Source organism: Pseudarthrobacter sp. NPDC058196, assembly GCF_042882685.1.
GTDB lineage: Bacteria > Actinomycetota > Actinomycetes > Actinomycetales > Micrococcaceae > Arthrobacter.
This window is the reverse complement of the sequence record NZ_JBHVVN010000002.1, coordinates 237,603-261,000: the sequence shown is the minus strand read 5'-3', so window position 1 is coordinate 261,000 and position 23,398 is coordinate 237,603. Positions and strand designations below refer to the sequence as shown.

General features: G+C 60.6%; 18 protein-coding genes and 2 pseudogenes. 12 read left to right on the top strand and 8 right to left on the bottom strand.

Annotation, left to right across the window (positions count from 1 at the left end; translation table 11 throughout):
• Positions 1 to 560 precede the first annotated feature (560 nt).
• The 7 genes from ACFVVC_RS03940 to ACFVVC_RS03910 form a co-directional block, all read right to left on the bottom strand.
• Positions 561 to 1,400 carry an SDR family oxidoreductase gene (locus ACFVVC_RS03940; RefSeq protein WP_387449463.1) on the bottom strand — a complete coding sequence of 280 codons (840 nt, stop codon included), beginning with the start codon at positions 1,398 to 1,400 and terminating at the stop codon, positions 561 to 563.
• A gap of 236 nt (positions 1,401 to 1,636) precedes the next feature.
• Positions 1,637 to 2,404: an SDR family NAD(P)-dependent oxidoreductase gene (locus ACFVVC_RS03935; RefSeq protein WP_387449461.1), complete on the bottom strand. Its 768-nt coding sequence runs from the start codon at positions 2,402 to 2,404 to the stop codon at positions 1,637 to 1,639.
• A 292-nt stretch (positions 2,405 to 2,696) separates the two neighbouring features.
• On the bottom strand, positions 2,697 to 3,170 hold the full coding sequence (locus tag ACFVVC_RS03930) for a cupin domain-containing protein (RefSeq protein ID WP_387449459.1): 474 nt from the start codon (positions 3,168 to 3,170) through the stop codon (positions 2,697 to 2,699).
• A gap of 29 nt (positions 3,171 to 3,199) precedes the next feature.
• Complete coding sequence (locus tag ACFVVC_RS03925; RefSeq protein WP_387449457.1) at positions 3,200 to 4,045, bottom strand: ABC transporter ATP-binding protein; 846 nt, start codon at positions 4,043 to 4,045, stop codon at positions 3,200 to 3,202.
• Positions 4,035 to 4,808: an ABC transporter permease gene (locus ACFVVC_RS03920; protein ID WP_387449455.1), complete on the bottom strand. Its 774-nt coding sequence runs from the start codon at positions 4,806 to 4,808 to the stop codon at positions 4,035 to 4,037. The genes ACFVVC_RS03925 and ACFVVC_RS03920 overlap by 11 nt, the downstream gene beginning before the upstream one ends.
• Positions 4,805 to 5,689, bottom strand: a complete 885-nt coding sequence (locus ACFVVC_RS03915; protein ID WP_387449453.1) for an ABC transporter permease — start codon at positions 5,687 to 5,689, stop codon at positions 4,805 to 4,807. The genes ACFVVC_RS03920 and ACFVVC_RS03915 overlap by 4 nt, the downstream gene beginning before the upstream one ends.
• Positions 5,690 to 5,814: 125 nt before the next feature.
• Positions 5,815 to 6,819 carry an ABC transporter substrate-binding protein gene (locus ACFVVC_RS03910; protein ID WP_387449450.1) on the bottom strand — a complete coding sequence of 335 codons (1,005 nt, stop codon included), beginning with the start codon at positions 6,817 to 6,819 and terminating at the stop codon, positions 5,815 to 5,817.
• A gap of 647 nt (positions 6,820 to 7,466) precedes the next feature.
• Here ACFVVC_RS03910 and ACFVVC_RS03905 point away from each other — a divergent pair.
• The 12 genes and pseudogenes from ACFVVC_RS03905 to ACFVVC_RS03850 all read left to right on the top strand — a co-directional run bounded on the left by ACFVVC_RS03905 (position 7,467) and on the right by ACFVVC_RS03850 (position 22,671).
• Positions 7,467 to 8,636, top strand: a complete 1,170-nt coding sequence (locus tag ACFVVC_RS03905) for a M24 family metallopeptidase (RefSeq protein WP_387449448.1) — start codon at positions 7,467 to 7,469, stop codon at positions 8,634 to 8,636.
• 220 nt (positions 8,637 to 8,856) lie between these two features.
• Positions 8,857 to 9,606, top strand: coding sequence for an IclR family transcriptional regulator (locus tag ACFVVC_RS03900; protein ID WP_387449446.1), 750 nt, complete (start codon positions 8,857 to 8,859; stop codon positions 9,604 to 9,606).
• 522 nt (positions 9,607 to 10,128) lie between these two features.
• Positions 10,129 to 11,302, top strand: a pseudogene (locus ACFVVC_RS03895) (IS21 family transposase); the annotation flags it as partial.
• Positions 11,303 to 11,387: 85 nt separating this feature from the next.
• Positions 11,388 to 12,046 (top strand): annotated as a pseudogene (locus ACFVVC_RS03890) (GntR family transcriptional regulator).
• Positions 12,039 to 13,559, top strand: a complete 1,521-nt coding sequence (locus ACFVVC_RS03885) for an MmgE/PrpD family protein (protein WP_387449444.1) — start codon at positions 12,039 to 12,041, stop codon at positions 13,557 to 13,559. The pseudogene ACFVVC_RS03890 and the gene ACFVVC_RS03885 overlap by 8 nt, the downstream one beginning before the upstream one ends.
• On the top strand, positions 13,560 to 14,465 hold the full coding sequence (gene prpB, locus ACFVVC_RS03880) for a methylisocitrate lyase (RefSeq protein WP_387449442.1): 906 nt from the start codon (positions 13,560 to 13,562) through the stop codon (positions 14,463 to 14,465). It begins immediately after the preceding gene.
• A gap of 29 nt (positions 14,466 to 14,494) precedes the next feature.
• A complete protein-coding gene (locus ACFVVC_RS03875; protein WP_387449440.1) occupies positions 14,495 to 15,631 on the top strand; it encodes a bifunctional 2-methylcitrate synthase/citrate synthase in 1,137 nt (378 codons plus the stop codon).
• A 1,973-nt stretch (positions 15,632 to 17,604) separates the two neighbouring features.
• Positions 17,605 to 17,976: a hypothetical protein gene (locus tag ACFVVC_RS03870; protein ID WP_387449438.1), complete on the top strand. Its 372-nt coding sequence runs from the start codon at positions 17,605 to 17,607 to the stop codon at positions 17,974 to 17,976.
• Positions 17,973 to 21,527: a MobF family relaxase gene (gene mobF, locus ACFVVC_RS03865; protein ID WP_387449436.1), complete on the top strand. Its 3,555-nt coding sequence runs from the start codon at positions 17,973 to 17,975 to the stop codon at positions 21,525 to 21,527. Before ACFVVC_RS03870 ends, mobF begins: the two co-directional genes overlap by 4 nt.
• Positions 21,528 to 21,547: 20 nt before the next feature.
• Positions 21,548 to 22,078 (top strand): hypothetical protein, encoded by a 531-nt coding sequence (locus tag ACFVVC_RS03860; protein ID WP_387449433.1) that lies wholly within the window; start codon positions 21,548 to 21,550, stop codon positions 22,076 to 22,078.
• Positions 22,079 to 22,147: 69 nt separating this feature from the next.
• Positions 22,148 to 22,432 (top strand): hypothetical protein, encoded by a 285-nt coding sequence (locus ACFVVC_RS03855; protein WP_387449431.1) that lies wholly within the window; start codon positions 22,148 to 22,150, stop codon positions 22,430 to 22,432.
• Between the two features lie 95 nt (positions 22,433 to 22,527).
• Positions 22,528 to 22,671 carry a hypothetical protein gene (locus ACFVVC_RS03850; RefSeq protein WP_387449428.1) on the top strand — a complete coding sequence of 48 codons (144 nt, stop codon included), beginning with the start codon at positions 22,528 to 22,530 and terminating at the stop codon, positions 22,669 to 22,671.
• Between the two features lie 178 nt (positions 22,672 to 22,849).
• Here ACFVVC_RS03850 and ACFVVC_RS03845 read toward each other — a convergent pair whose 3' ends face one another.
• The gene (locus ACFVVC_RS03845; RefSeq protein ID WP_387449425.1) at positions 22,850 to 23,353 is read right to left on the bottom strand and encodes a single-stranded DNA-binding protein; all 504 of its coding nucleotides are present in this window, start codon (positions 23,351 to 23,353) and stop codon (positions 22,850 to 22,852) included.
• Between the last annotated feature and the right edge of the window lie 45 nt (positions 23,354 to 23,398).

Below are 23,398 nucleotides of genomic sequence, written 5' to 3'. Positions count from 1 at the left end.
ATGGGGGTGATGTCAGAAGAGCCGACAGTCAGACCCGCCTCACCAGACCATCCTGCGTCCAGCAAGCCGAGGCCGCCACGCCCATCCAGAAGCCAGACCAACCGGTCCCACGACTCAATAGTGAAGAGCCAATTTCGCCTATTAGGACAGGACGCCTAGGCAGGCCAAGTACGCAACCGTAAGCCCTTCCAAATCCAGCACGTCGGTCGTGATGGCCCAACTTTTCGGACCCGTCTCTGTTCGGCAACGTGGTTGGGTTTCAACTCCAGTACTTGCCGGCCGGCTTGACGGACGCCGCCAACACCCGGTGGTGGGTGCCTTCCACCCCAGTGCCGGATATCTCGAAGGTCAGCGGGCCCAATACCTGTGTCGACCGGAATCGGTCACCACCGACAGTGCTGCAGCATCCCCCACATTGACAGGGACCGCAAATTGGCCCCTCACCAGCCAAACAGGTAAATGGATGTCGCAGAAAAGTGAGCAAACCTAATTCCGCAGGTCTGGCTGTGGTCCAATACCAGTTTTAGTTGACTCGCCTCCTCCAGCGTCAACTTACGCTGTCAGCTTGCCTTTGATGATAGGAGTTCGGCCGCACGCAGTGCCGCGGAGGATCCACCGTCTACCATCAGGGTTGAGCCGGTGATACCTGAAGCGAGGGGACTGTTGAGGAACAGCAGCGCCTTCGCAGGCTCATCGGGGCGGAGGAAGGACCCTAGCGGAGTAGGGTGGGTTTCAGCCAAGCGATCACCGAATGTTTCACGGAAGTCCGTCGACATCGGAGTCTCCGTGAATCCAGGCATTAGGGCGTTGTGCCGGATCTGTCTGGCCCCGAGTGAAGGACCTCGCAGGACCGCCCAGGCTGTTACAGCCTCCTTGGAAACGCGGTAGCCGGCAGTTGCGGTAAATCCGGATGTGGGCACGATCTCGGGGTGCTCCACGAACCACGCGGCGGCTGAATCAAAATCGGGCGTTTCTAATAGCTCGTTGTAAAGAGCGGCATTCTGTTCCCAACCGCGACCGGCAACCGAAGCGATTGTTGCAATGGCGCCCCCGTCGTTCATGTTCTCGACGACGGACTCGGTGAGATGGCGGACTCCGGCAAAGTTGATTAGGAAGGTGTCTAGGTTGCTCGTTCGGGTTCCGGGCACGCCTACGCAGTTGAAAAGCGCGTCGACTCCGGGTCCGATCGCGTTAACCGCCTCATACATTGCCGTCGGGTCTTTCAAATCCACAGAGCGGTGACTGGCCACGACTACCGGTGGTTCTTTAAAGTCGAGCACGTGAACTTCAGCGCCCGCATGAACTAAAGCCTCGACGGTGGCCGCCCCCATTCCCTGACCACCACCGCCGGTCACAATGATCTTTTTTCCTTCGTATCCGAGTGGATCGTGCAATGTCATAATTTCCCTCTCGCTGTTCTTGCAGTCAATAGTTTTGGTCGGGGAGCAAAGTGCTCTCCGAGGTTGTGTTGTACTTGGAATCGCAAATGGGAGCGGATGTGGCTCGGAGACGTCGGAGAACCCTTATGGGCTAGACCACCATAACCAAGCAAGAGCACGACACTCAGGCACGGATTTCTGGCGACTAGGGTTGTCTGCTTTATCCGAAATGGACGCTCCGGCGGCGAGTGGAAACCCTAGGCTGTGAGGCCGCCGTCGACAGGCAGGTCAATCCCGGTGATATAGGCACTCTCGTCTGAGAGCAAATATCGAACCGCGTACGCTACGTCTATGGGTCGCCCAAGCTGCCCGAGCGGGATTTCCGCCCGGGCCTGGACTTCGAACGCTGCCCGCTCCTTCGCGGCCATTTTCGGAGTCGCGGCTTCGTGCATCCGGTTCTCCATAGGGCCGGGGTGCACCAAGTTCACCCGGACACCGTGGGGCGCGTATTCTCGTGCGGCGGATCGGCTCAGCAGCCTTACGCCGCCCTTTGCCGCATGATATGCAGACTTACTTCCGCTACCAACCAGTGCATCAATTGACCCCACGTTGACGATCGAACCGCTTTTCTGGCGCCGCATCACTGGGACGACCGCGCGCATGCCAAGCCATGTGCCCGTTAGATTGACATCCAACGTGAGTTGCCAAGCCGTCAAACTAGTAGCTTCGAGGCCCGCTGCGCTGTGGACTGCCGCGAAATTTGCCAAACCGTCGATGCGATCGAATCGGCCGAGGGTCCCATCGACGACTCGGGTCCAGTCTGTCTCACTCGATGTGTCGGCTTGAATGTCAACGGCTAGTCCGCCGTCCCTCTTGATCGTGTCCGCAGTTTGCCTGGCGCGCTCGGCAGAATTGTCTACAACGACCACCTTCGCTCCCTCGGCCGCAAAAAGGCTGGCGGAAACCGAACCCATCCCACCACCGCCGCCGGTGACAAGAACGACTTTTCCCTCAAGAGTTCCCATGAATTATGCTCTCCGTTGCTATTGCGAACCCCGTGGGTACAAATCCCAATAGGGAGGAGTTCGCGACTTTGTTTACTAGGTCCTCACCTGACATTGCCCGCGCGGCCCAGTTGTTTGCGCATTTACACCCGCGGGTGCCTGACACCCGTTGACGACAAAGCCTTCGCCTGATTCTCCTTGGACGCCGGGAGGATGGAACGATAGGCATTTCTGCCCCGCTCAGCCTTTTGTTCCCAGAGCGTTTACCGCCCTTCTCTGCGTGAACGACCTACTCTGTAGCCATCGGCAGGGGTCATGGCGTGTGGTGATCCTGGTTTCTTTTGGCACCGACTAGCGTCACTGCTAGTACGCATGGTTCATCGTACGGGTTGCGCCATTCGTGCAGCGTTCCGTGTTGCACGACGGTGTCGCCGGTATTCACTTCGACCACGCTTCCGTCGCCCATTTCGAGCATGGCCTTCCCGGCGAGAACGAGGGTGACGTCTGTGGTGTCTGTGGCGTGCATTCCCAGTCCTCCCGGCTCCCGGGAAGTTCCGTGGCCAGATGGGAAAGTGACTATTGTTACTCTCACCCCGCCGGCTGATGGGAATTGCTCGACTGCCGCCGGAACTGATCCGTCCTCCGGGTAGCTGAGTGTTTGATCGGCTCCCCAGACATGGTGCATGGCGAAGCCCGGACGCGACGGATCTTGTGTGGCTTCGATTGGTTCGTCGGAGACAATGGTGGATTGGCGGTTGGGGTCATAACCTGTTGTTACGCGTCTCATGGAGACCTTCCTCCTTCTGGTAGGGATTGTTACCCGTCCACCGTGGTTTTGCGGTGCCCTTGCTTGGCGAGCTGGATTTGTTCGTAGACGTGATGACGTAGCTCGGTGAACCGTGGGAGGGCTCTTGTTTCGAGCTGATCGCGGCGTTCGGGGAGATCGATGAGGATGTCCTCCTGTACCACTGTGGGCGAACTCGAAAGGATGATTACGCGCTGACCGAGGTAGACCGACTCGTCGATGTCGTGGGTGACGAAGAGGATCGTAACCCCAAAATCGCGCCAGATCTTACGGATCAAATCTTCGAGGTCTGCCCGCGTTTGAGCGTCCACGGCGGCGAACGGCTCATCCATTAGTAGGACTTCGGGCTGGTAGGCGATCGCACGGGCGATGGCCACTCGTTGTTGCATCCCCCCTGAGAGCTGCCATGGATACGACCGTGGCACATGCGACAAGCCGACTGCTTCGAGTGCTGCGGCGACGAGCGGCCCACGCTCGGCCTTGGACATGCCACGATTGCGTAGGGGCAGTTCGACGTTTTCCGCCACTCGCATCCACGGGAACAGTGAGCGACCGTACTCCTGAAAGACGACAGCCATCTTCTTGGGTGGGCCGTCCACTCGCTTTCCGTCCAGCAGCACTTCGCCTGACGTCGGTGCCATGAGCCCGGCAATGCACTTGAGCAACGTGGTCTTGCCCGACCCTGAGGGGCCCACAAGACATGCGAGCTCGCCTGGCCTCAGATCGAATGTCAGATCGCGTACTGCTTCCACGCTTCCGGCGTCGGTTCGATAAACCTTCTTTAGGGACCTGACCGATAGCAGAGCGTCCGCGTGGCTTTGAAGTTGATCATTTGTAACTGTTTGTTCAGGCAGCATTTTGTGTATCTTTCAGGCCGTTGTACCAGCGCAGTACCCTGCGCTCGAGGAATTGGAAGAGGAACGCAACGGCAACCCCGATGAGACCAAGGACCAGGATGCCGGACCACATTTGAGGGATGGCGAACGTGCGTTGGAACTTCACGATCGAGAAACCGAGTCCGGATGAGGCGGCGAACATCTCCGAGATAATCATCAGGATCAGGCCGACTGAGAGGCACTGACGGATGCCCGCCATGATTTGGGGGGCGGCTGAGGGAACTACCAGGTATCGGATACGCGCAGCGCCGCCGATCCCATAGGTCCGTGCTGTCTCGGCAAGCACGGAGTCAACGGCTCGAACTCCCTCGACGGTGTTTAGAAGGACCGGCCAAATACACCCGGTTACGATGACAGCGATCCGCATGGTGTCATTTATCCCAAGAACGATCATAAGGATGGGGAGCAGAATGGGCGGTGGAATCGCCCGGAAGAATTCAAGCCCCGGTTCTGTGAACTTGCGCAACCATCGGACTGAACCTATGACCACACCGGATACCGTTCCGATGATGATGGCCAGAATGACCCCGAGGAGGAAACGGGCAAGACTGGGCAGGACTTCTGTGAGGAATCGAGGGCCTATCCAGGTCTTGACGAACTGCTCGCCGATGCTTCGGGGCCCGGGAAAGTACAGGCTCGGGCTCTGGGCGGTCACTATCCACCAAACCGCGATGAGAATTAGTGGGAGGGCAAGCAGATAACCAACCCGGCGGACGATGCTCATGCGTAAGTCTCCGATCGAACCGAGGCGTGCCATCTCAGAACGAGACGTTCTACGCGCCGTGTGACTAGGTTGATAGCGACACCGAGAACGCCCGTGCTTAGGGCAAGAGCGTACAACCGCTCGTTCGCTCCGGCCTCTTGTGCAGATGCCACTTCACTGCCCAGTCCCGGCGTCCCGATCACAAGCCCAGCAGTGACGGCAAGAATGAGTGCGATGGCGGCGGACAGGCGAATGCCCGTCATGAGGTAGGGAAGAGCTGTGGGGAAAACAACGAACCGAATGCGGGAAAAGCCCGTGATTCCGAAGCTCCTTGCCGTGCTGTCAGCGACACTATCAACGTCGGCTACCCCGTACAGCATCTGGATAAAGACGGGCCAGAATGAGGCGATCACCACCAGCATCAGCGCGGATTCGATGCCAATGCCGAACAAAAGAATAGCCACCGGGATCAGAGCAACAGATGGGATCGGCCGAAGGAACTCAATTGTCGAGTGGGTGGCCTTGCGAAGGAACGGAGACGACCCGACGAAGAAGCCCAGCCCCACCCCGCTCACGATCGCGATCGCCAGTCCGAGCAGCCATGCCGCAAGTGTGTTGGCGACCGCCATCCAAAACGCAGCTGTGGCTATCTCCGTGACCAAGGTAGCGGCCACGGTGGTGAAAGCCGGCAGCACCTGCTCACTCACGAGCCCGACTGACGGTAGCAACTGCCAGATCAACAGGAACGCGACAATCCCCGCGGTTTCGAGGAACGGAACCCGAGACGCGATTTGGTGTGAAAGACCTTTCTTATATGGCTCAGGCGTCGTCTTTGGGCCTGGGTCATTGGCTGCTTTACTGGGTAAGACACCCAGATCAGCCGAATGCATTAACGCCTTCATAACTCTCCCTCGGTCGGACAGGCATGAGCAACCACATGCCGGGTCCTTTTCTTACTGAAAGACACTCCTCACGAAAATCGCCGGTGAGTATGCGTTCAACGGCCCGCCCCGGCGATTTTCCGTGCCTATGGTTTGAAAACGAGCTGTTCAAGGTCAACGGGCCCGTCCAGGATCTTGTAGCGGATCATCTCGTCCTGTAGCTTCGGCAAGCCATCGAGATCATTGGCGGGGTCGAAATCGAGATACGTGAACTTGCCGGCCACATCGGCTGAGATGTCAGTGAAAGTCGGAATGGCTTCCTTGACCTTGGCCTGCGCCTTGTCGGCAGTAGATTCTTCGAGAACCTGCTTCATCACAGTTGTGAAGGAAGCCAGCGCCTCTTGGTTCTTCTCGGCGAACTGCTTGGTGGTCACCCAGCCGGACTGAGGAATTCCCGCGGTGCGACCGTAAAACGCTGGAGCCACCTGACGAAGACCGCTGCTTTGGATGCCGATTGTCAAGAACGGTTCAGCAATCCAGGCGGCGTCGACCTGGCCGCCATCCAGTGCCGCAATCATATTCGGTGGCGGAATCTCAACCAGCTCGTAGTCACCCTCACCGACGCCGGCGTCCTCCATAATGCGCCGGGTGGTCATCTCCATCACTGCGCCCAGCGAGTTGATAGCGATCTTCTTGCCTTTAAGGTCGGCCGGCTTCTGGATGGGGGAACCCGGCTCAACCATCAGGCCGCTGTTTAGATCTTTGCCTGTACTGCCCAGGTCGTTCACGAGGAATATCTGCACCGGCAAGCCCTGCTGGGATGCCTGGAAAGCGGTGACGAAATTCGTGTAAGTGATGTCGATATCGCCGGCCATCAGCGCGGCAACCTGTGCCGCACCGCTGGCTGCTTCGTGTGTTTTGATCGTAAGTCCGGCGTCTTTGAACCGACCTTCTTCATCAGCGATGTGGAAAGGTGCGAGCGTCGAGAAAGGCAACGTGCCCACAGACAGTTCAAGGGTGGTTTTTGTACCTGCCGACGACACCGCCTCTCCCCCGCCTCCCCCGGCGCAGGCAGATAGTAGGAGCAGCGCGGTCGCGGCGAGGGCCGTCTTGACCAAGAATCGAGCACTGCCGTGGTGGGTTTTGCTCACAGATAGCCTCCTGGAATCTTCATTGACTCTGTCCGCGCACCGGGGTCCATCGCGGATGCGATGCCGGTCTGCTGCGGGTGTCTTGAGCCTATAGCCGCAATCAACAAGCCCATAGTGCTTTTCTGCAAAACGGAAACCCATCCTGGGTCGTGACGGCATCTGCCCGAACTGATTCGTCGACTTAGGACTTGGAAGTGCAGGCAGTGCGCTCGGATGGTTCTCTATCGATGTGCACCGGTGGCCCCACAAGTCGGTCCTGGGAAGATCTGGGCGACGTCCCGGTGCCGGCCGCGACCCCTTGGGCTCGCTTACTGACCACAGGCCGGGCTCATCCTGGCCCTGCGGTTCTCAGCGCGTTAGGTCGAGGCATCTGCCTTCGCCTGCAATCCAGAGCTGGACTACGGCCCGAGCGCCGTGTTTTCCGCTTTGAAGAATTTGGATAGCGCCCCTTGCACCCTACCTCGTAGAGTGACGGTGAGCCTGACTTCTGGGGGACGAGGCCGCACCGATTGCACCGCTGCTCACATTGCATACGTGCCTCACCGCGTTGCATCAAACTTCGCAGAACGGTGCCGCGCAGCCCTCGATCGTAAATGAGATCAGTCTCACGAACTACCACCATGCCAACGACGACAACGGAGGTCCTAATGACGACGGAGACACTGCAGTTTAGTTCCAAAGAGCGCGACAGGCGGTTCGCCGAATTGCGGACAGCGCTCAAGGATAACGGATTCGCTGCGATTGCATTAAGCGGACAGCACCACATTTTTGGTGAGGCAGCACTACGCTATTACACCAACACCATGGTTCTTCCCTCGGCGGTGAACCTCTTGCTGATTTCCGTCGATGACGATCCCATCCTGTTCGTAGACAAGCCAACTGACCAATACTGGGTATCACGACTATCCTGGATCTCCGATGTTCGGCTGTCACCTAACCACATCCATGAGAGTCTGGCCGATGAGATTCATGCTCGCTGGGGTACCGGCGACCGAATCGCCGTAAACGGCTTGATTGGTTGGCGAGCAGTGGACTACCTCACGCTGACCAACAGGAATCCTGGCGTCGAGTTCATCGATGCCGATGCAATGCTCATGAACCTGCGCGGGAACAAGAGCGAAGAAGAGGCGCACTTCGTGCGCGAGGCTACGCGGGTCTGCAGCCTCGCGCAGGAAGTCTTCGCCGCGAGCGTGCGCCCCGGCATGTCGCAGGCAGAAGCCGTAGCCCCGGTAGAGCATGCGATCAGGGCCGAGGGCGTCGAGGACCGGCTTTGGTTGATGACAAGCCGATACGACGACGGTGCAGCCTGGGTGCCTCGCGATGACAAGTTCATCACGGCCACGGACCCGATCGTTTTCAGCGCTGAAATTGTCCGTGGCGGCGGCTACGGGTCGCAAATCGTTCGGACATACAGCCCAACAGAGCCGACGGGACAGTATCGGGACATGTTCAGCGTCCGCGCCGAGATACGCGACCGGATTGCGGATTGGCTTCGACCGGGAGTTGTCCTACGCGATTTCGCGAAGCAAGTGATCGAACTGGGGGCGACCGCTGGACTGAATGTGCAGCAACTCGGGCACAGCGTCGGCGTGGACATGGCCGACGATCCCTTCATAAACGTCTCCCCCGACGGATACCGGGACCTCGGGGAATGGACAGTCGAGGCGGGACAGTTCTTCGCAATCCATCCGATGCTCCGTCCTGCTGTAGCTACCCCCCCACTTGTGTGGATCGGGGACGTATACTCTGTCGGCGAAGATACAACGTCCCTCGTCGAACACAACCTTCCAGCGGTCCCAGAGCACCTGGGCTGGTAGAGGTCAGGAGTGGGACTATGTGGAGGACTCGGGCTGGCGCATGGCGCCAGCCCCCGCCACCACGACAATCCTCGCGTTACTGCGGGGCATTGGGGTTTCTTCAGGGCGGAAATTCCAGGTATAGATCTAAGTTCCTGAAGTAGAGTGAGCCATCCATCAACGTAGCCGGACGGGAACTAACTTGGTCGATAGAGGCAAGATCCAACGTCCGTCGTACGCGGTGGCGTCCGTCGACAACGCCCTGCGGCTCATCCAGATTTTGCGAGACACAGGGGAACTGCGGGTCTCAACCGCATCGAATGAGCTTGGCATGGCAGTGTCAACCGTTCATAGGCTCCTCGCAATGCTTGTATATCATGGTTTTGCCATTCGCGATGACTCGAAGGCGTACTTACCTGGGCCAGCGCTGGGTGCCGTACCAGTGATGGGCCACTCATTGAAGACAGTACGGAACGCATGCCTTCCGCATCTCGAACTTCTCTCTGGCTACCTCAACGAGACGGTCACATTACACTTCCGAGTTGGCAGTAAGGTGCGGTTCCTGGACGCAGTCGAGTCCACAGCAGTATTGCGAATCGGTTCCCAACGAGGCGTGATCCTAGACGCCAGAAGCGCCTCGGGAGGGAAGGCTCTGCTGGCGGAGGCTTCCCTTCAGACGTTAGAGCGCCTGTATCGGAGCAGGGCAGCCGAGATTGCCGGCGAAGCACTAAACGATGCGGACTTCGAGAAGCTGCTACGCCAGCTCGAGCAGGTGCGTCGTGACGGCTATGCCCGCAATTTTCAGGAAACGGCTGCCGGGGTTTGTGCCATAGGCATGAGCCTTCACTCTCGTGATGGGAACGCCATCGCCTCGTTTTCCGTCGCGGTCCCAGCCGAGCGATCAACCTACCTCTTCGATGAGAAATTGCTTGCCCTTACCCGCGAAGCTAGAAGGGACATGGAGGCCGCCCTCGCGGAGGCCTTGACCTAACTTCCGCTCGCGACACCCTTCTGGGGTAACCGTCTTCACACCACCGCCGAAACACATCGGTCTTGCTCCTAACGCAGGTAAGCCGGCATTTCGACAATCGCCTGCCGCACTTACAGGTGGTCTGCACTTCCTCATGAACACGTTCACTGCCTCGACGTCGACCGCCAAGTTGCAGTACACCCAAACCTGACGTTAAAACCTCCTGAACAGGAAGGGCTTGGCCTGTGAGCGGAGCTCTTCCTGTTCTTCGACGCCCTATCCGGCCACAACCGATGATTTAGCAAACCGCTGCCCAAGCAGAGTTCATCAAGTCCAGAATCGTTGTGTTAGCGGCCATGAAAAACTGCCCATAGGCGGCCACGAAAATGCCCACTGACGGCCAGTAAAACTGCCCACCGGTGGCCATGAGATCTGCCCACTTCCTCAACTGAACCTGCCGCGTCTTAAGCGGCGGGGGCCTCTCCCTGGGATTTGATGACGGTGTCTAGTCGCACCAAATGTCGTCCCAGGAAGAGGCCCTGTATGAAGCATGACGGAGAAATCATGGAAATTCTTGCTGCCTACGATCTGACCGGATCGCTGCGCGCCACGGCGGAACTCACGGGCTGCTCGCACCACATTGTTGCCAGGCTCGTCGCCGCGCGGGACGCCGGCCGGCCGATCGCTGAGCCCGCGCCCCGCGATCGTGTCACTGACGCGTTCCTGCCCAAGATCGAGGAATGGATCGAGGCGTCCAAGGGCCGGATCGCGCCGATAAAGCCCACGAGAAGCTGCTGGCCCTTGGTTATGGGGGATCCGAACGGTCCACCCGCCGGGCGATCGCGCAGGTCAAGGCCGCTTGGCGGCTCGGCCACACCCGCGTTCACCGGCCGTGGATCACCGAGCCTGGGATGTGGCTGCAGTACGACTTCGGCGACGGACCACGGATCGACGGCGTGAAGACCATCTTGTTCGCAGCCCTGGACCGGTGCTTCCGGATCCTGGGCGGGGCACCGACCTACGTCCTGACCGATAACGAGAAGACCGTGACCACCGCCCACGTCGCCGGGGTCCCGGTGCGGAACCAGCAAACCTTGGACTTCGCCCGCCACTACGGAGTCACCGTGCTGACCTGCCAACCCGCGGACCCCGCGTCCAAGGGCGGCGTCGAAGCGTCCGTGAAACTGGCCAAGGCCGACCTTGTCCCGAAAGACACCAACCTCCGACCCGAGTATGCCTCCTTCGCCGAGCTCGAGGCCGCCTGCCAGGCCTTCATGGACGAGATCAACCACCGCGAACACCGCGCCACCCGCCGCAAACCGGCTACCGTGCTGGCTGAGGAACAGCCCCGGCTGCACCGGATCCCGGACCCTGCCCACACGGTCGCGTTCGGACTGGCCCGCACGGTCCCGGAGAACACCCCGATGGTGACCTTCGAGAACGCCCAGCACTCGTGCCCGCGCACCTGCTCGGGACCCGGGTATTCGTCCGCTCCCACGGCGCCGGGCCCGATGAGCAGGTCATCATCGTCCACCACGATCCCGCCGGCCCGGTCGAGGTCGCCCGACACCACCGGGCCAGGCCCGGCAGCCCCGCTGTCATCGAGGAGCACTTCCCCGGAACCAGGACCAGGACCCCGGGCGACTACGCGGTGAGGGCACGCACCGCCGGGGCAGCCGAGTTCCTGGCTATCGGCGAGGGCGCCAAGACCTGGCTGAGCCAACCCGTTTTCTATGTATACAAAAAACGCGTTTCAGAAGTCCTTATTGCCTAAAACGCCGTTCAATGTATACATTGTCTCTGTGCGTGCAAGCGAAAGGGCTTACAGGACCCTCCGTGACGAGATAGTCGAATGGCGTCTTCTGCCTGGAACAGTTTTGGCCGAAGTCGAACAGGCGGAACGTCTTGGCCTCTCCCGAACCCCGCTCCGTGAGGCTCTTGGAAGGCTAAGTGCTGAAGGTCTCACGCAGACTGCTCGGGGCCGTGGGGTGGTAGTCAGCGATATCTCATTGGAGGATGTCGATGAACTCTTCGAGCTGCGCGAAGTCCTGGAGTGCAGCGCGGCAGCTCTGGCTGCACGGCGCGGAGACAGCAGGGTCTTCGCGACGCTCCACTCGGAGCTACGCGGTGCGCCAAAGCTTCTGACTTCAGATGACCCTGCCCGACACAAATATTACGAATTGGTGGGCCGGTTGGATGAGGCCATCGACGCGGCGATTTCCAACTCGTATCTTGCCCAGGCCATGCGCAGTTTGCGCGTGCACCTTGTTAGGGTCCGGCGGCTGGCCGCCGACGATGAAGCCCGGCTCACTGCCGCCGCTGCGGAGCACTCGGCCATTGCCGAGGCCATAGCTGCGGGGAACCCTCGGCTGGCCGAGGCGGCCACCACTGTTCACCTGCACCGCAGCCTTTCCCATATCAAAGCAACCCACACGCCCCACTGAAGGAGCACCATGGTTAAGCTCAACCACGTCCGTGTTTACAAGAGCGAAGAGAGCCTGCCCCGCGAGGACCAGCTGGCGCACAAGATTGCCCTTGTGGCCGCTGACCAGGTCGACGTCACGCCGGAAGTGACGGAGATGGTGATCAACCGGATCATCGACAACGCGTCGGTGGCCGTCGCTTCACTGAACCGGGCACCGATCGTCGCAGCCCGGGCCCAGGCACTGGCCCATGCGCCCAGCACGGGCGGCAAGGGCGCGAAGGTCTTCGGTATCGGTGAACGCGTTTCCCCTGAGTGGGCGGCCTGGGCCAACGGGGTTGCTGTCCGCGAGTTGGATTACCACGACACGTTCCTGGCGGCCGACTACTCCCACCCCGGCGATAACATCCCGCCAATCCTCGCTGTCGCCCAGCACACCGGCGCCAGCGGCAAAGACCTGATTCGCGGCATCGCCACCGGCTATGAAATTCAGGTGAACCTGGTGAAGGCGGTCTGCCTGCACAAGCACAAGATTGACCACGTGGCCCACCTAGGCCCGTCCGCCGCGGCCGGGATCGGCACCCTGCTGGGCCTCGATGTGGAAACCATCTTCCAGTCGGTGGGTCAGGCGCTGCATACGACGACGGCCACGCGGCAGTCGCGCAAGGGTGAGATTTCCACGTGGAAGGCCCACGCCCCGGCGTTTGCCGGGAAGATGGCTGTCGAGGCGGCCGATCGGGCGATGCGCGGGCAGACCTCCCCGGTGCCAATCTACGAAGGTGAGGACGGTGTGATCGCGTGGTTGTTGGACGGTCCGGACGCCTCCTACGAGGTCCCGCTGCCCACGCCGGGTGAGGCCAAGCGGGCCATACTGGACACCTACACAAAGGAACACTCGGCGGAGTACCAGGCCCAGGCGTGGATCGACCTCGCCCGCAAACTGCACCGCGAACACCCCGACGCCGCGGACCCGGCCAAGGTTAAGTCCGTGCTGATCAGGACCAGTCACCACACGCACTACGTGATCGGCTCCGGCGCGAATGATCCGCAGAAGTACTCCCCTACCGCGTCGCGGGAAACCCTGGATCACTCGATTCCGTACATCTTCACGGTCGCGCTGCAGGACGGGTCCTGGCACCACGTGGACTCCTACGCCCCGGAACGCGCCGCCCGGCCGGACACCGTGGACCTGTGGCAAAAGGTCACCACCGAGGAGGACCCGGAGTGGACCCGCCGCTACCACTCCCTGGACATCAACGAGAAGGCCTTCGGCGGCTCGGTGGAAATCGTCCTTACCGACGGCAACGTCATTCGGGATGAGATCGCCGTGGCCGATGCCCACCCGCTCGGCGCCCGCCCCTTCGCCCGCGAACAGTACGTGCACAAGTTCCGCACCCTCGCCGCCGGGCTCGTAGAGGAGGCCGAAATCGAACGGTTCCTCGCCGCCGCCGAACGCCTCCCCGAACTCGGCGCCGGGGAACTGGACCAGCTCAACATCACCGCCGCCCCAGGCGTCATCGATCTCGATGCTGCACCGAAGGGACTGTTCTAATTGCTGTATTCCACCACCACACCCGAGCAAAAGCGTGCCAAGCTGCGGGAAATCCTCGCTTCGGGGACCATCGCCCAGTTCCCCGGCGCGTTCAACCCCCTGTCCGCCCGGCTTATCCAGGAAAAGGGCTTCGCCGGGGTCTATATCTCCGGCGCGGTCCTGGCCAATGACCTTGGCTTGCCGGACATCGGCCTGACCACCCTCACTGAGGTCGCCACCCGGGCCGGGCAGATCGCCCGCATGACGGACCTGCCCGCCATCGTCGACGCAGACACCGGGTTCGGCGAACCCATGAACGTGGCCCGCAGCGTCCAGGAGATCGAGAACGCTGGCCTCGCCGGACTCCACATCGAGGACCAGTTCAACCCCAAACGCTGCGGCCACCTCGACGGCAAAAACGTCGTGGACCTGGAGACCGCCACCAAACGCATCCGCGCTGCAGCCGACGCCCGCCGTGACCCGAACTTTCTCATCATGGCCCGCACCGACATCCGCGCAACCGAAGGTCTCCAGGCCGCGAAAGATCGGGCAAAAGCACTCGTCGATGCCGGAGCGGACGCGATCTTCCCCGAAGCCATGAAGGACCTGCATGAGTTCAGGGCTATCCGGGATGCCGTGGACGTGCCCATCCTCGCCAACATGACCGAATTCGGCAAAAGCGCCCTGTTCACCACCGAACAGCTCCAGGGCGTCGGGGTGAACATGGTGATCTATCCGGTGACACTTCTCCGCAGTGCCATGGGCGCTGCCGAACGGGTTTTGGACACGCTCAAGAGCTTGGGAACCCAGCAGGTGCGTGTGCCGGAAATGCTCACCCGCGCCCGCCTCTATGACCTCGTCGACTACGAGGCCTACAACAAATTCGATACCAGCATCTTTAATTTCCAGGTTCCCGACATTCACTAGCACACAGAACTGCAACGAAGGAGTTCAGCATGGCTGAAACAGAGATCAAAAAAGGCCTCGCCGGCGTCGTCGCTGACTACACCGCCGTCTCCAAGGTCAATGCAGAAACTAACTCACTGCTGTACCGCGGGTACCCGGTCCAGGAACTCGCCGCACGGTGCAGCTTTGAGGAGGTGGCTTACCTGCTCTGGAACGGGGAACTGCCAACGCAGGACCAGTTAGCCCAGTTCAGCAGCCGCGAACGTTCGGGAAGGGCACTTGATCCTGCGCTGAAAGCAGTCATTGATGCACTGCCAACCGGGGCTCATCCCATGGATGTCTGCCGGACGGCGGCCTCAGTCATGGGCGCCAGGCATCCCCTGGCCGAGGACTCCACCCCGGAGGCCAACATGGCAAAGGCAATCGACCTGTTCGCGGCTATGCCCGCCGTCGTGGCCTACGACCAGCGCCGCCGGCACGGCCAGGACCTCGTGGCGCCCCGCGACGATCTTGGCTATTCGGCCAACTTCCTGTGGATGACCTTCGGTGAAGAGCCAGTGGATGAAGTCACCGAGGCTTTCAACGTCTCAATGATCCTCTATGCCGAACACTCCTTCAATGCGTCCACGTTCACCGCCCGGGTCGTAACGTCCACCCTATCGGACCTGCACTCGGCAGTAACGGCAGCCATTGGTGCGCTGAAGGGCCCGCTGCATGGCGGCGCCAACGAAGCCGTCATGCACACGTTCGACGAGATCGGCATCCGACCCGAAGAGTCGTTGGAGGACGCTGCTGCCCGGGCCAAGGCATGGATGGAGAACGCCCTGGCGCAAAAGAAGAAAGTCATGGGCTTCGGTCACCGTGTCTACAAGCACGGCGACTCCCGGGTTCCCACCATGAAAGCAGCCCTGGACAAAATGATCGCCCACTACGGCCGACCGGAGCTCCTCGGACTGTACAACGGTCTCGAGCAGGCCATGGACGAAGCCAAGGCCATCAAGCCCAACCTCGACTACCCCGCAGGGCCCACCTACCACCTCATGGGCTTCGACACCCCCACGTTCACGCCGATCTTCGTGGCCAGCCGCATTACCGGCTGGACCGCACACATACTCGAACAAGCCGCTTCCAACTCACTGATCCGTCCCCTCAGCGCCTACAACGGCCCGGAAGAACGCTCACTATGACCACCGGTCTCTGAACCGGCACTAAAGCTGCGGTGAGGCGCTGGATGATCACCCGGATCATCAACTATTCGCAACGGCTCTCGGCGCCTCACCGCTTAATAGGGATCAAACAAGTCTGACACCCGCCGAAAATTAAGGGTCAGCACGAAGGATAGGGCCGGTAATTGAACCTTCACCTGCAACCAGACTGGCAACGCGCCTTGGGCCAGCATGTCGAAATACGCCGGCACGGTAAAACGGTGGGAGCGGGCACTGTTGAAGCGGTCATGCGTGACAACTCCATTCTCTGGCTGTCAGCGCATGGACTAAACCCGCGCATGATGGTGGAAAGATCTGACGGCAGCCAGGTCTACGCCCGGTACGCATGGGACGCGCCTCCCTCCCCCTGACGGGCCACCCTTTCGTACTAGGGCCAACCAGTAAGCCTTCGCGTAAGCGGACGTCAACGGTGATACGGGTGGTCTTTTGCACCTCATGCCCGGACAATGACCGCCCCGGTACAGAAATAACTGCAAGCGTACTTGGGTTTTGTTGGCTCCTGATACGTAGGATCCTCCTTGCTGCTGTAGCTCCCCGAGTCGATACGGCACCGAAATTTTCTCCCAAGGGTTCCCGGGGTGGCAAATACCGTCACATCATGGAAAGCAGCTAGCAGTTGGCCCGCTCCCAGCCAGTGGTCGCCGTGTGCATGAGTAATGTACACGTGCCGCAAAGGTCTTTCCTGAGTCCAGGATCCAGTTCCGCACCCGCTCCACCTGGCCGAAGGTGTAGGGCGCGTCCACCAGGACCGGATCATGCTGGCCACTGATCAAGGTGATGCTGAGGGGCGAGGAAACGATGGACTCCCCGCTCGGTAGCCGCTGATCGCTGACCCGGGGCGTCCCGTCCAGAACCAGCACTTCAAAGGTCAACTCCGTCATGTTTGTAGCTCCATCCGGCCTGCGGCGACCGCGTTCAATTGCTTGTAATAGCCATACCGCAAGTGGTTATTACATGAGTAGGTAAGTGATAGCCGCACACGTGATGCGTATTACGCAAGGGTAAGCATTCAGGGGAAAGGGTCTGTGCAAAGGGTTATCCAGCCAAGGCGGCCGAAGGTCTGCTATCGGGTGCATCTCTACGACCCCGCCAGCGTTCGAACGCTCTTGGTCGCTGCCGCACTCGTCATCGACGCCGGTTGTGGTTCAGGAGTACTACCGACTAAACCAAGGTGCCGGCCGCCTGCCAGGTCACCTTATGGGATGGAAGGCCGAAGACCAGTACAATCGGGTTGACCAGGAGCTTCTGGCCGTCATTGGACAGAATCGACCCAGACGCACGGCGCCAACGAGTTGTTTGCAGGTTCCAAAGAAACGACGCCGAGAAACCGGCAGTCCCGCAAGGGCACATCCCACCTGACGTCAGGAAACGCTGAAAAGACCGTCAGAGTAGGGTGCGAAAGCCAGTTTCTGCACACGCCCAGTGAACAGTCTTAGATTCAAACCTGATTGCCGCCCCTGTTGCTGAGCTGTATTGGCGGGTGCCTTGCAATTGTGCAACAGCGTGTTGCGCAATTGTCCAGAGGCCGTCTGGACAATCAGACATTCGCGCAGGCAGGGCTCCAAATGTCCGAGCCCTGCCTGCTCGAATGTGCGGCAATAGTGCCACAAGCTGTGGCAGTATTCAGCGGTCCGCCTCATCCTCCACACGCCCAGCGTCGATACCCATGCCAGAGCGTTGGCCTCCCCACCTGCCTATCACGGGATCAACTCCTCACACCTCTGGCATCCAAGGTCATCAGCGTGAGGACGACACAGGTCTGGTCATGTCGGAGTCTTTTCTCGCACTGATGAACCTTCGTGACCGTCAAGAACTGCGAAGAGTGCAAGGCAACTTTCAACCCCTCCCGGAATAGTCAGCGTTTTTGTTCCGTCCGCTGCGGCAATAGGCAGCGTGACCGTCGACGACGTGCTGGCAGGAGTCGCGCCGTGGTAGTGGCTAACGCGCGCGGCTCGGATCGGGGAAGCATACTCGATGCTGAAAAGCCCGAGACAGACACCACGACAAAAATTTGCCAGCGTCGCAACGAAATTCTCCATTCCAAACTCCGTGCACAGTCCTGCGAAATCGATCGCCTCGAGGCCGAGAACTCAGAGCTGCGTCAGAGCAATAATGTCCTTCATGCGGAGGTGGTCCGCCTCAAGCGTGCACAACGAACCAACGTGCAGGACCTTGCGCACATTGCTGCCTGGCTGGTCGCGCTGGCCAACGCAAAGGGCGTCGCCCTCGACTCCAGATCGTTGGACATTCTTAACCGCCGTGGATGGAGTCCGAGCAAACGCCGTACTGGAACCTCACGGCTATGACCATGTCCATCGCACGACTGTCCGCACAATCGGGCCTGCGCTACTTGTTCAAGACCACGATGATGGACGACCTCATCACCACTCCCACTGACGCCACCACCTACTACATGAAGTCCGGAACACCCCAAGGACGTTGGATAGGCTGCGGACTGCAAGGCATCAACAGAAGCACTGGTGAGGTTGTTATCGAGTCCGACGCCAAGGCCGTCTTCGACGCAGCCACGCATCCAGATACCGGTGGCCCGCTGGGCCGCCCGCACAGCCAACCCACCGCCGTCGACAGCAAAACCGGCCCACCCACGGTGAGACACGCCGTCGTAGGTTTTGACCTGACCTTCAGCGTGCCAAAGTCGGTGTCGGTCCTCTGGGCCCTCAGCCCTCGCAGTTTGCAAGACCACATTCTCCGCACACACCACGAGGCTGTCCAAGCAACCCTCGCCTGGTTGGAAGATCAGGTTATCCATACCCGAGCCGGCCGGAACGGGGTCGCGCGCGTCGGCACAAGGGGTGCCATCGCCGCAGCCTTCGACCACTGGGAATCTCGTACCGGAGACCCACAACTTCACACCCACTTGGTGATCGCCAACCGCGTCCAGCGCATCACCGACGGCGCCTGGGTAACCCTCGACTCCCGCACCCTCTACAAGGCCGCCGTCGCTGCCAGCGAGCACTACAACGGACTCCTGTTCGACGCCCTCCGCGCGCAACTTGGAACCGACACCGACATCCGCATTCCAGCCTTTAGTACGCACAACCCCAGCCAGCAGCTCACCGGAATAGACGAGGACCTCATCCGGGAGTTCTCCAACCGCTCGCGCCTCATCAACCTGGAAACGGACCGACTCGTTGCGGAGTGGACGAAGGAAAACGGCCATCCGCCAACCACCGCCACAGTCATCAAGCTGCGGCAGCAAGCCACTCTGACCACTCGCGTCCCCAAGGCCGAACTCCCCACTCCCCTGCGCGAGCTTTCAAGCCAATGGAAGGCCCGCGCCACCGCCAAAGAATTCCAGCCGGAGGACGTCATCACCGCAACGGTCAACCGCTCCAAAGTTTCCCCCTTCGTTTTCGAAGACTTCGCCCCGGACTGGATCTGCGCCCTTGCAACCGTTGCTCGTGAGCGTGTTGCCCAGAAACGCTCAACGTGGAACCACTGGAACCTCCTGGCGGAAGCCGAACGCGTCTGTGCCCAGGTTCGCTGTAGAACCGCAACCGACCGGAGCGTCCTCATGGACGCCGTCGCCACCACAGCCGAACAGCAGTCCGTCCCGCTAAACGAATACCGGTACACCGTTCCCTCCGACACTGAGGCAGACCTCCGGCACGGATCGCACAGCGTCTTCGACTTCCACGGGTCACGCCTCTACACCGATACGTCGACGCTGGCCTGCGAGGACGCGATTATGGCGGCAAGGAACGACGACGGCGGCCCAGCAGTGCGCGCGGACGTCATCATGGATCTACTCGACCAAGTCCAACAACCTGCCAGGCATGCGCTTCACTCCGACCAGCGGGCCGCGGTCGCCGACGTGATTCTCAGCGGCAACCGGCTCAACGCCATCGTAGGGCCAGCCGGCACAGGAAAGACCACAACCCTGGCAGCGGTGAAGGCAGTGTGGGAAGCAGAGTACGGTGCCGGCAGCGTTGTCGGGCTGGCCTCGGCTGCCACCAGCGCGGAGGTTCTGGGGCGCGAACTGGCCATGTCCACTGAGAACGTCAGCAAATGGCTCCACGAGTCGGCCGGCCAGGGCGCAAGTTCAAGGGCCGGCCGCTTCTTCAACGTCCAGACGCAACTGACCATGGCTCCTATCGGCGAGCGCCGAAGCATCGCGTTAGCGCAGGAGGCTGCGCGGCTCGCTGCCATGCAGCAACGTTGGTGTTTCCATGCGAATCAGCTGGTGATCATCGATGAGGCGTCCATGGTCTCCACTTTCCAACTTGCTGCGCTCGTGGACCAGGCGCAGGACGCCGGCGCGAAGATCCTCCTGGTGGGTGACCCTGGTCAGCTGGACGCTATCGACGCCGGTGGCGTTCTTGGTTGGCTGGACCGGCAGGAAAAGGCAACCCGGCTCAGTACCATCTGGAGATTCCATGAGGCGTGGGAACGGGCATCATCGCTCAAGCTCCGGAAGGGTGACTACTCAGCCATTCCCGAATACGAAAAACATGGGAGGATCCGGCACGGAACCTACCTGGATATGGCTGACCAGGCGTACCTCGCTTGGCTCACAGATACTCGGACGGGCAAGTCGTCCATCCTTATCGCCGCGGATAATGAGACAGTCGGGATGCTCAATGAGCGCGCCCAAGCGGACCGTGTGGCACAAGGGGAAGTAGACCCCGAAGTGACGATGCTGCTCAGCGACGGCCTATGCGTAGGTTTTGGTGACACGATCATCGCCCGCGGAAACGACCGGAAGCTCGTGGACAGCAACGGTGAGTTCGTCCGGAATGGCACGCTGTTCGACGTCGAAGGCATCAGCCAGCGTCACGGCTCCCTGCTTGCACGCCGTCGCGACACGGGCGCCAGCGTCAGACTCCCCCGGTCCTATCTTGAGTCGTCCGTTGAGCTCGGCTACGCCACTACCGCTCACCGTTCCCAGGGCATCACGGTGGACACCGGCCATACCGTGGTCACTCAGGGCAGGCTCACGCGCGAGCTGCTGTACGTCAGCATGACCCGCGGCCGTTACGGCAACTTCGCGTACGTCAGCGAAGGCGACGACGCCGACCACGCTGCTGTCGACCCGTCCCTGCAGCTGTCGTGGCGGGGCATCCTTGGCGAGGTACTCGCGGCTGAAGGCGCCGAACGGACTGCCCACGAAATGCGCGACGCGGAGCGAAGGAAGGCCGACAGCCTCGAGCGACTCTACGCAGAGTATGACTACCTTGCGCAGATCGCCGCAGGGCTGGATCTGAAACAGTGCCTGGACGAATACATACCTGGCGCGTCGCAGGGATTCGAGGACTCTCCGTCATGGGGCGCAACCGTAGCGGCATGGCGCAAAGCCACGGCCATCAGCCGGCACGAGACCGAACGTGTTCTCCAACAGTTCTGCCACGAAACCAGCAGCGCCAATGATCGCTGCGCCGTGCTCAGCGTGCGCTTACGTCGGCTAGCAAGGGGAACGACGGCGGCTGCGGAACCTTTGGTTGAAAAGCTCACCATTTCCCGTCCCGACTTAGCGGAGATGGTTGAGCAGGTCCGGGTCCGTATCTCGCACAGAACGGAGACCGTGAGCCTTGCAGCGCTGACAGATGAACCCGAGTGGAAGCGTGCTTTGATTGATGCCTCCGGAGGCTGCACCAGCGGCGAACTGTGGCAGCTGGTTCGTGACGTCGCCGTCTATCGGGACAGGTGGGCATTGCCGGACTCCGCCCTGCCGCTTGGGGTTGCGCCCGCCAACTACGAGTGGGAACAACTGACTCACCGGGCCCGGCTTAGCCAAGCAATTGAAAACGCTCGTTTCAGATCTGAACCAGGCATCAGCTCCGAGGGATTCTCCCTGCCACAGCAAGTCGTCCTTACGAGCGCCGGCTGGCAGCTCTAAGCTGATAAAGAGGTGAACGAATGGTCGAAAACCCGGCAGTGAAACCCAAGGTAGCGACAGCAGGGCTGGTGCTGACCAGCGCGGCGGTTCTCATTCTCCTTGCCCTCGTCCCCTCCACCCTTTTGGCTTCTGAACTGCCTGCCGTTGTGAAGGTCGTATTGGCGTGCGTGCCGCTGGCAGCGGCTCTTACGCTGTTATGGCTCTGGGGGAGGCGCTTTGCACAACGACGGACCTGGACTGCCAACGCGGACGACAGATGGCGGTCCTTTGACGATGCCAAGATGAGCAGTGGGACCTCGACTGAGCTGACCTTGCTGAGCGTTGAAGCGGTGCAACCCACAGGCACATGGGTGACCATTAGGTGGAACCGCTTCAATCACGTCCAGCCGGCTTGGATAGAAGCACTGCCCGAACCTCTGTGGGTCGGGTACGTGCTGCTCATAGCTCCCGACCCTGCCCAGGTCATGCCCGGAGCACCTTGGCCAGAAGCTTACTTCATTCGGGCCGCCGACTGCTTAGCATGGGCGCCCGCGCAGGGGCGGCAGGTCTAAGCCGCATCGACTGCCGCGCACACCACCGCCTCGATGCGACTATTCGAATATATGTTCTAAACTTCCTGCATGATCAAGTCCGGCTCTCCTGAAGATCTGGAGCGAATGATCATTCGGATGGACACAGAGGCGAATCGGCCGATAGACGACCCCGCGCCGTTGAGGGACTTCCCGAAGTATGGTCGGCCGCTCGTATTCGTCAGTGGCATTTACGGCAAAGCCGTGGGCTGGACGCAGAAGTACGGCCTCATCGAATGGCTGGATCCTTCAGGGAAGTACCACATGGGGTGGGCGCATTCCTCGAGTATCAAGCGCGTCCAACCCGAAGAGTGGAAGGGCAGCAGTGCCCTCTAGTTGGCAGCCCATCCGGCGAGGTTCTTGTAACCATTCAATAGCGCCGCGCATAGCAAAGATGCCGACGGCCTCTGGTCGTGCCTAAATTCATGGGCGTGGAACGAGACCCCTCGGGGGAGCTGAAAGGGCAGATGTCGATCAACGACCTGCTCGACGAACCGGTCGGGGCTTCGCCGGTGCAGCTCGCGCTGCCGATCCTGGTACAGGTGAAGCCTGGACAGTTCCTTCGCCTGTCTTAAAAGAGTGCAAACGGTTCTTGTCCGGCACCTGCGGCATATCGGCTGGAAGGAACCTGACCAACGCCATCGAAAACCAAGCCTTTGCCAGCGAAGGCGTCTTAGTGAACGGGGGGCACCTTTAAACAGTGATGGCCTGATCCAATTGAGGAACAGGCCATCAAGGTCCAGCACTAAACAGCTACATACTGATGTCAGCTCGCGCCGGCCCGCCTAAAGGGGGCACGGCCACCGACCCTTTCGTAGCGATGCTGTAGGCGGGCTGCGCCGCTTCCGGCGTCGCTTGCACCCCGTCGTCGAACCCAGCCTCCGGACCCGCAGCCACACGCGGTGAGCGCTGATAGGACGCCGTGCCGAACCGAAGGTCTGGACCAATGGTGTCGGCAACAATTCGGCGGGCTTCCCGCTTCTCGCCATCCTTTTCGAACGCGCGGAACTCAAGTTCACCCGACACGGTGACCGGGTCGCCCTTCTTCAGGGAGTTTGAGGCATTTTCTGCGAGCGCCCGGAACGCGGAGACGTTGTGAAACACGGGTTCGCCGTCGTGCCAGTTTCCGTCTGCGCCTTGAATGCGCTGGTTCACAGCGACCCGAAGCTTCGCGTGAGCGACACCGGACTCACCATAGGTGAGCTCAGGGTCTGCGACGAGGTTACCGGCGATGTTGACAGGGATTTTGGTATTCATGTGTGCTGCCCTTTCTTTTGCAGACGGGGCTCTCCCGTCCAACAT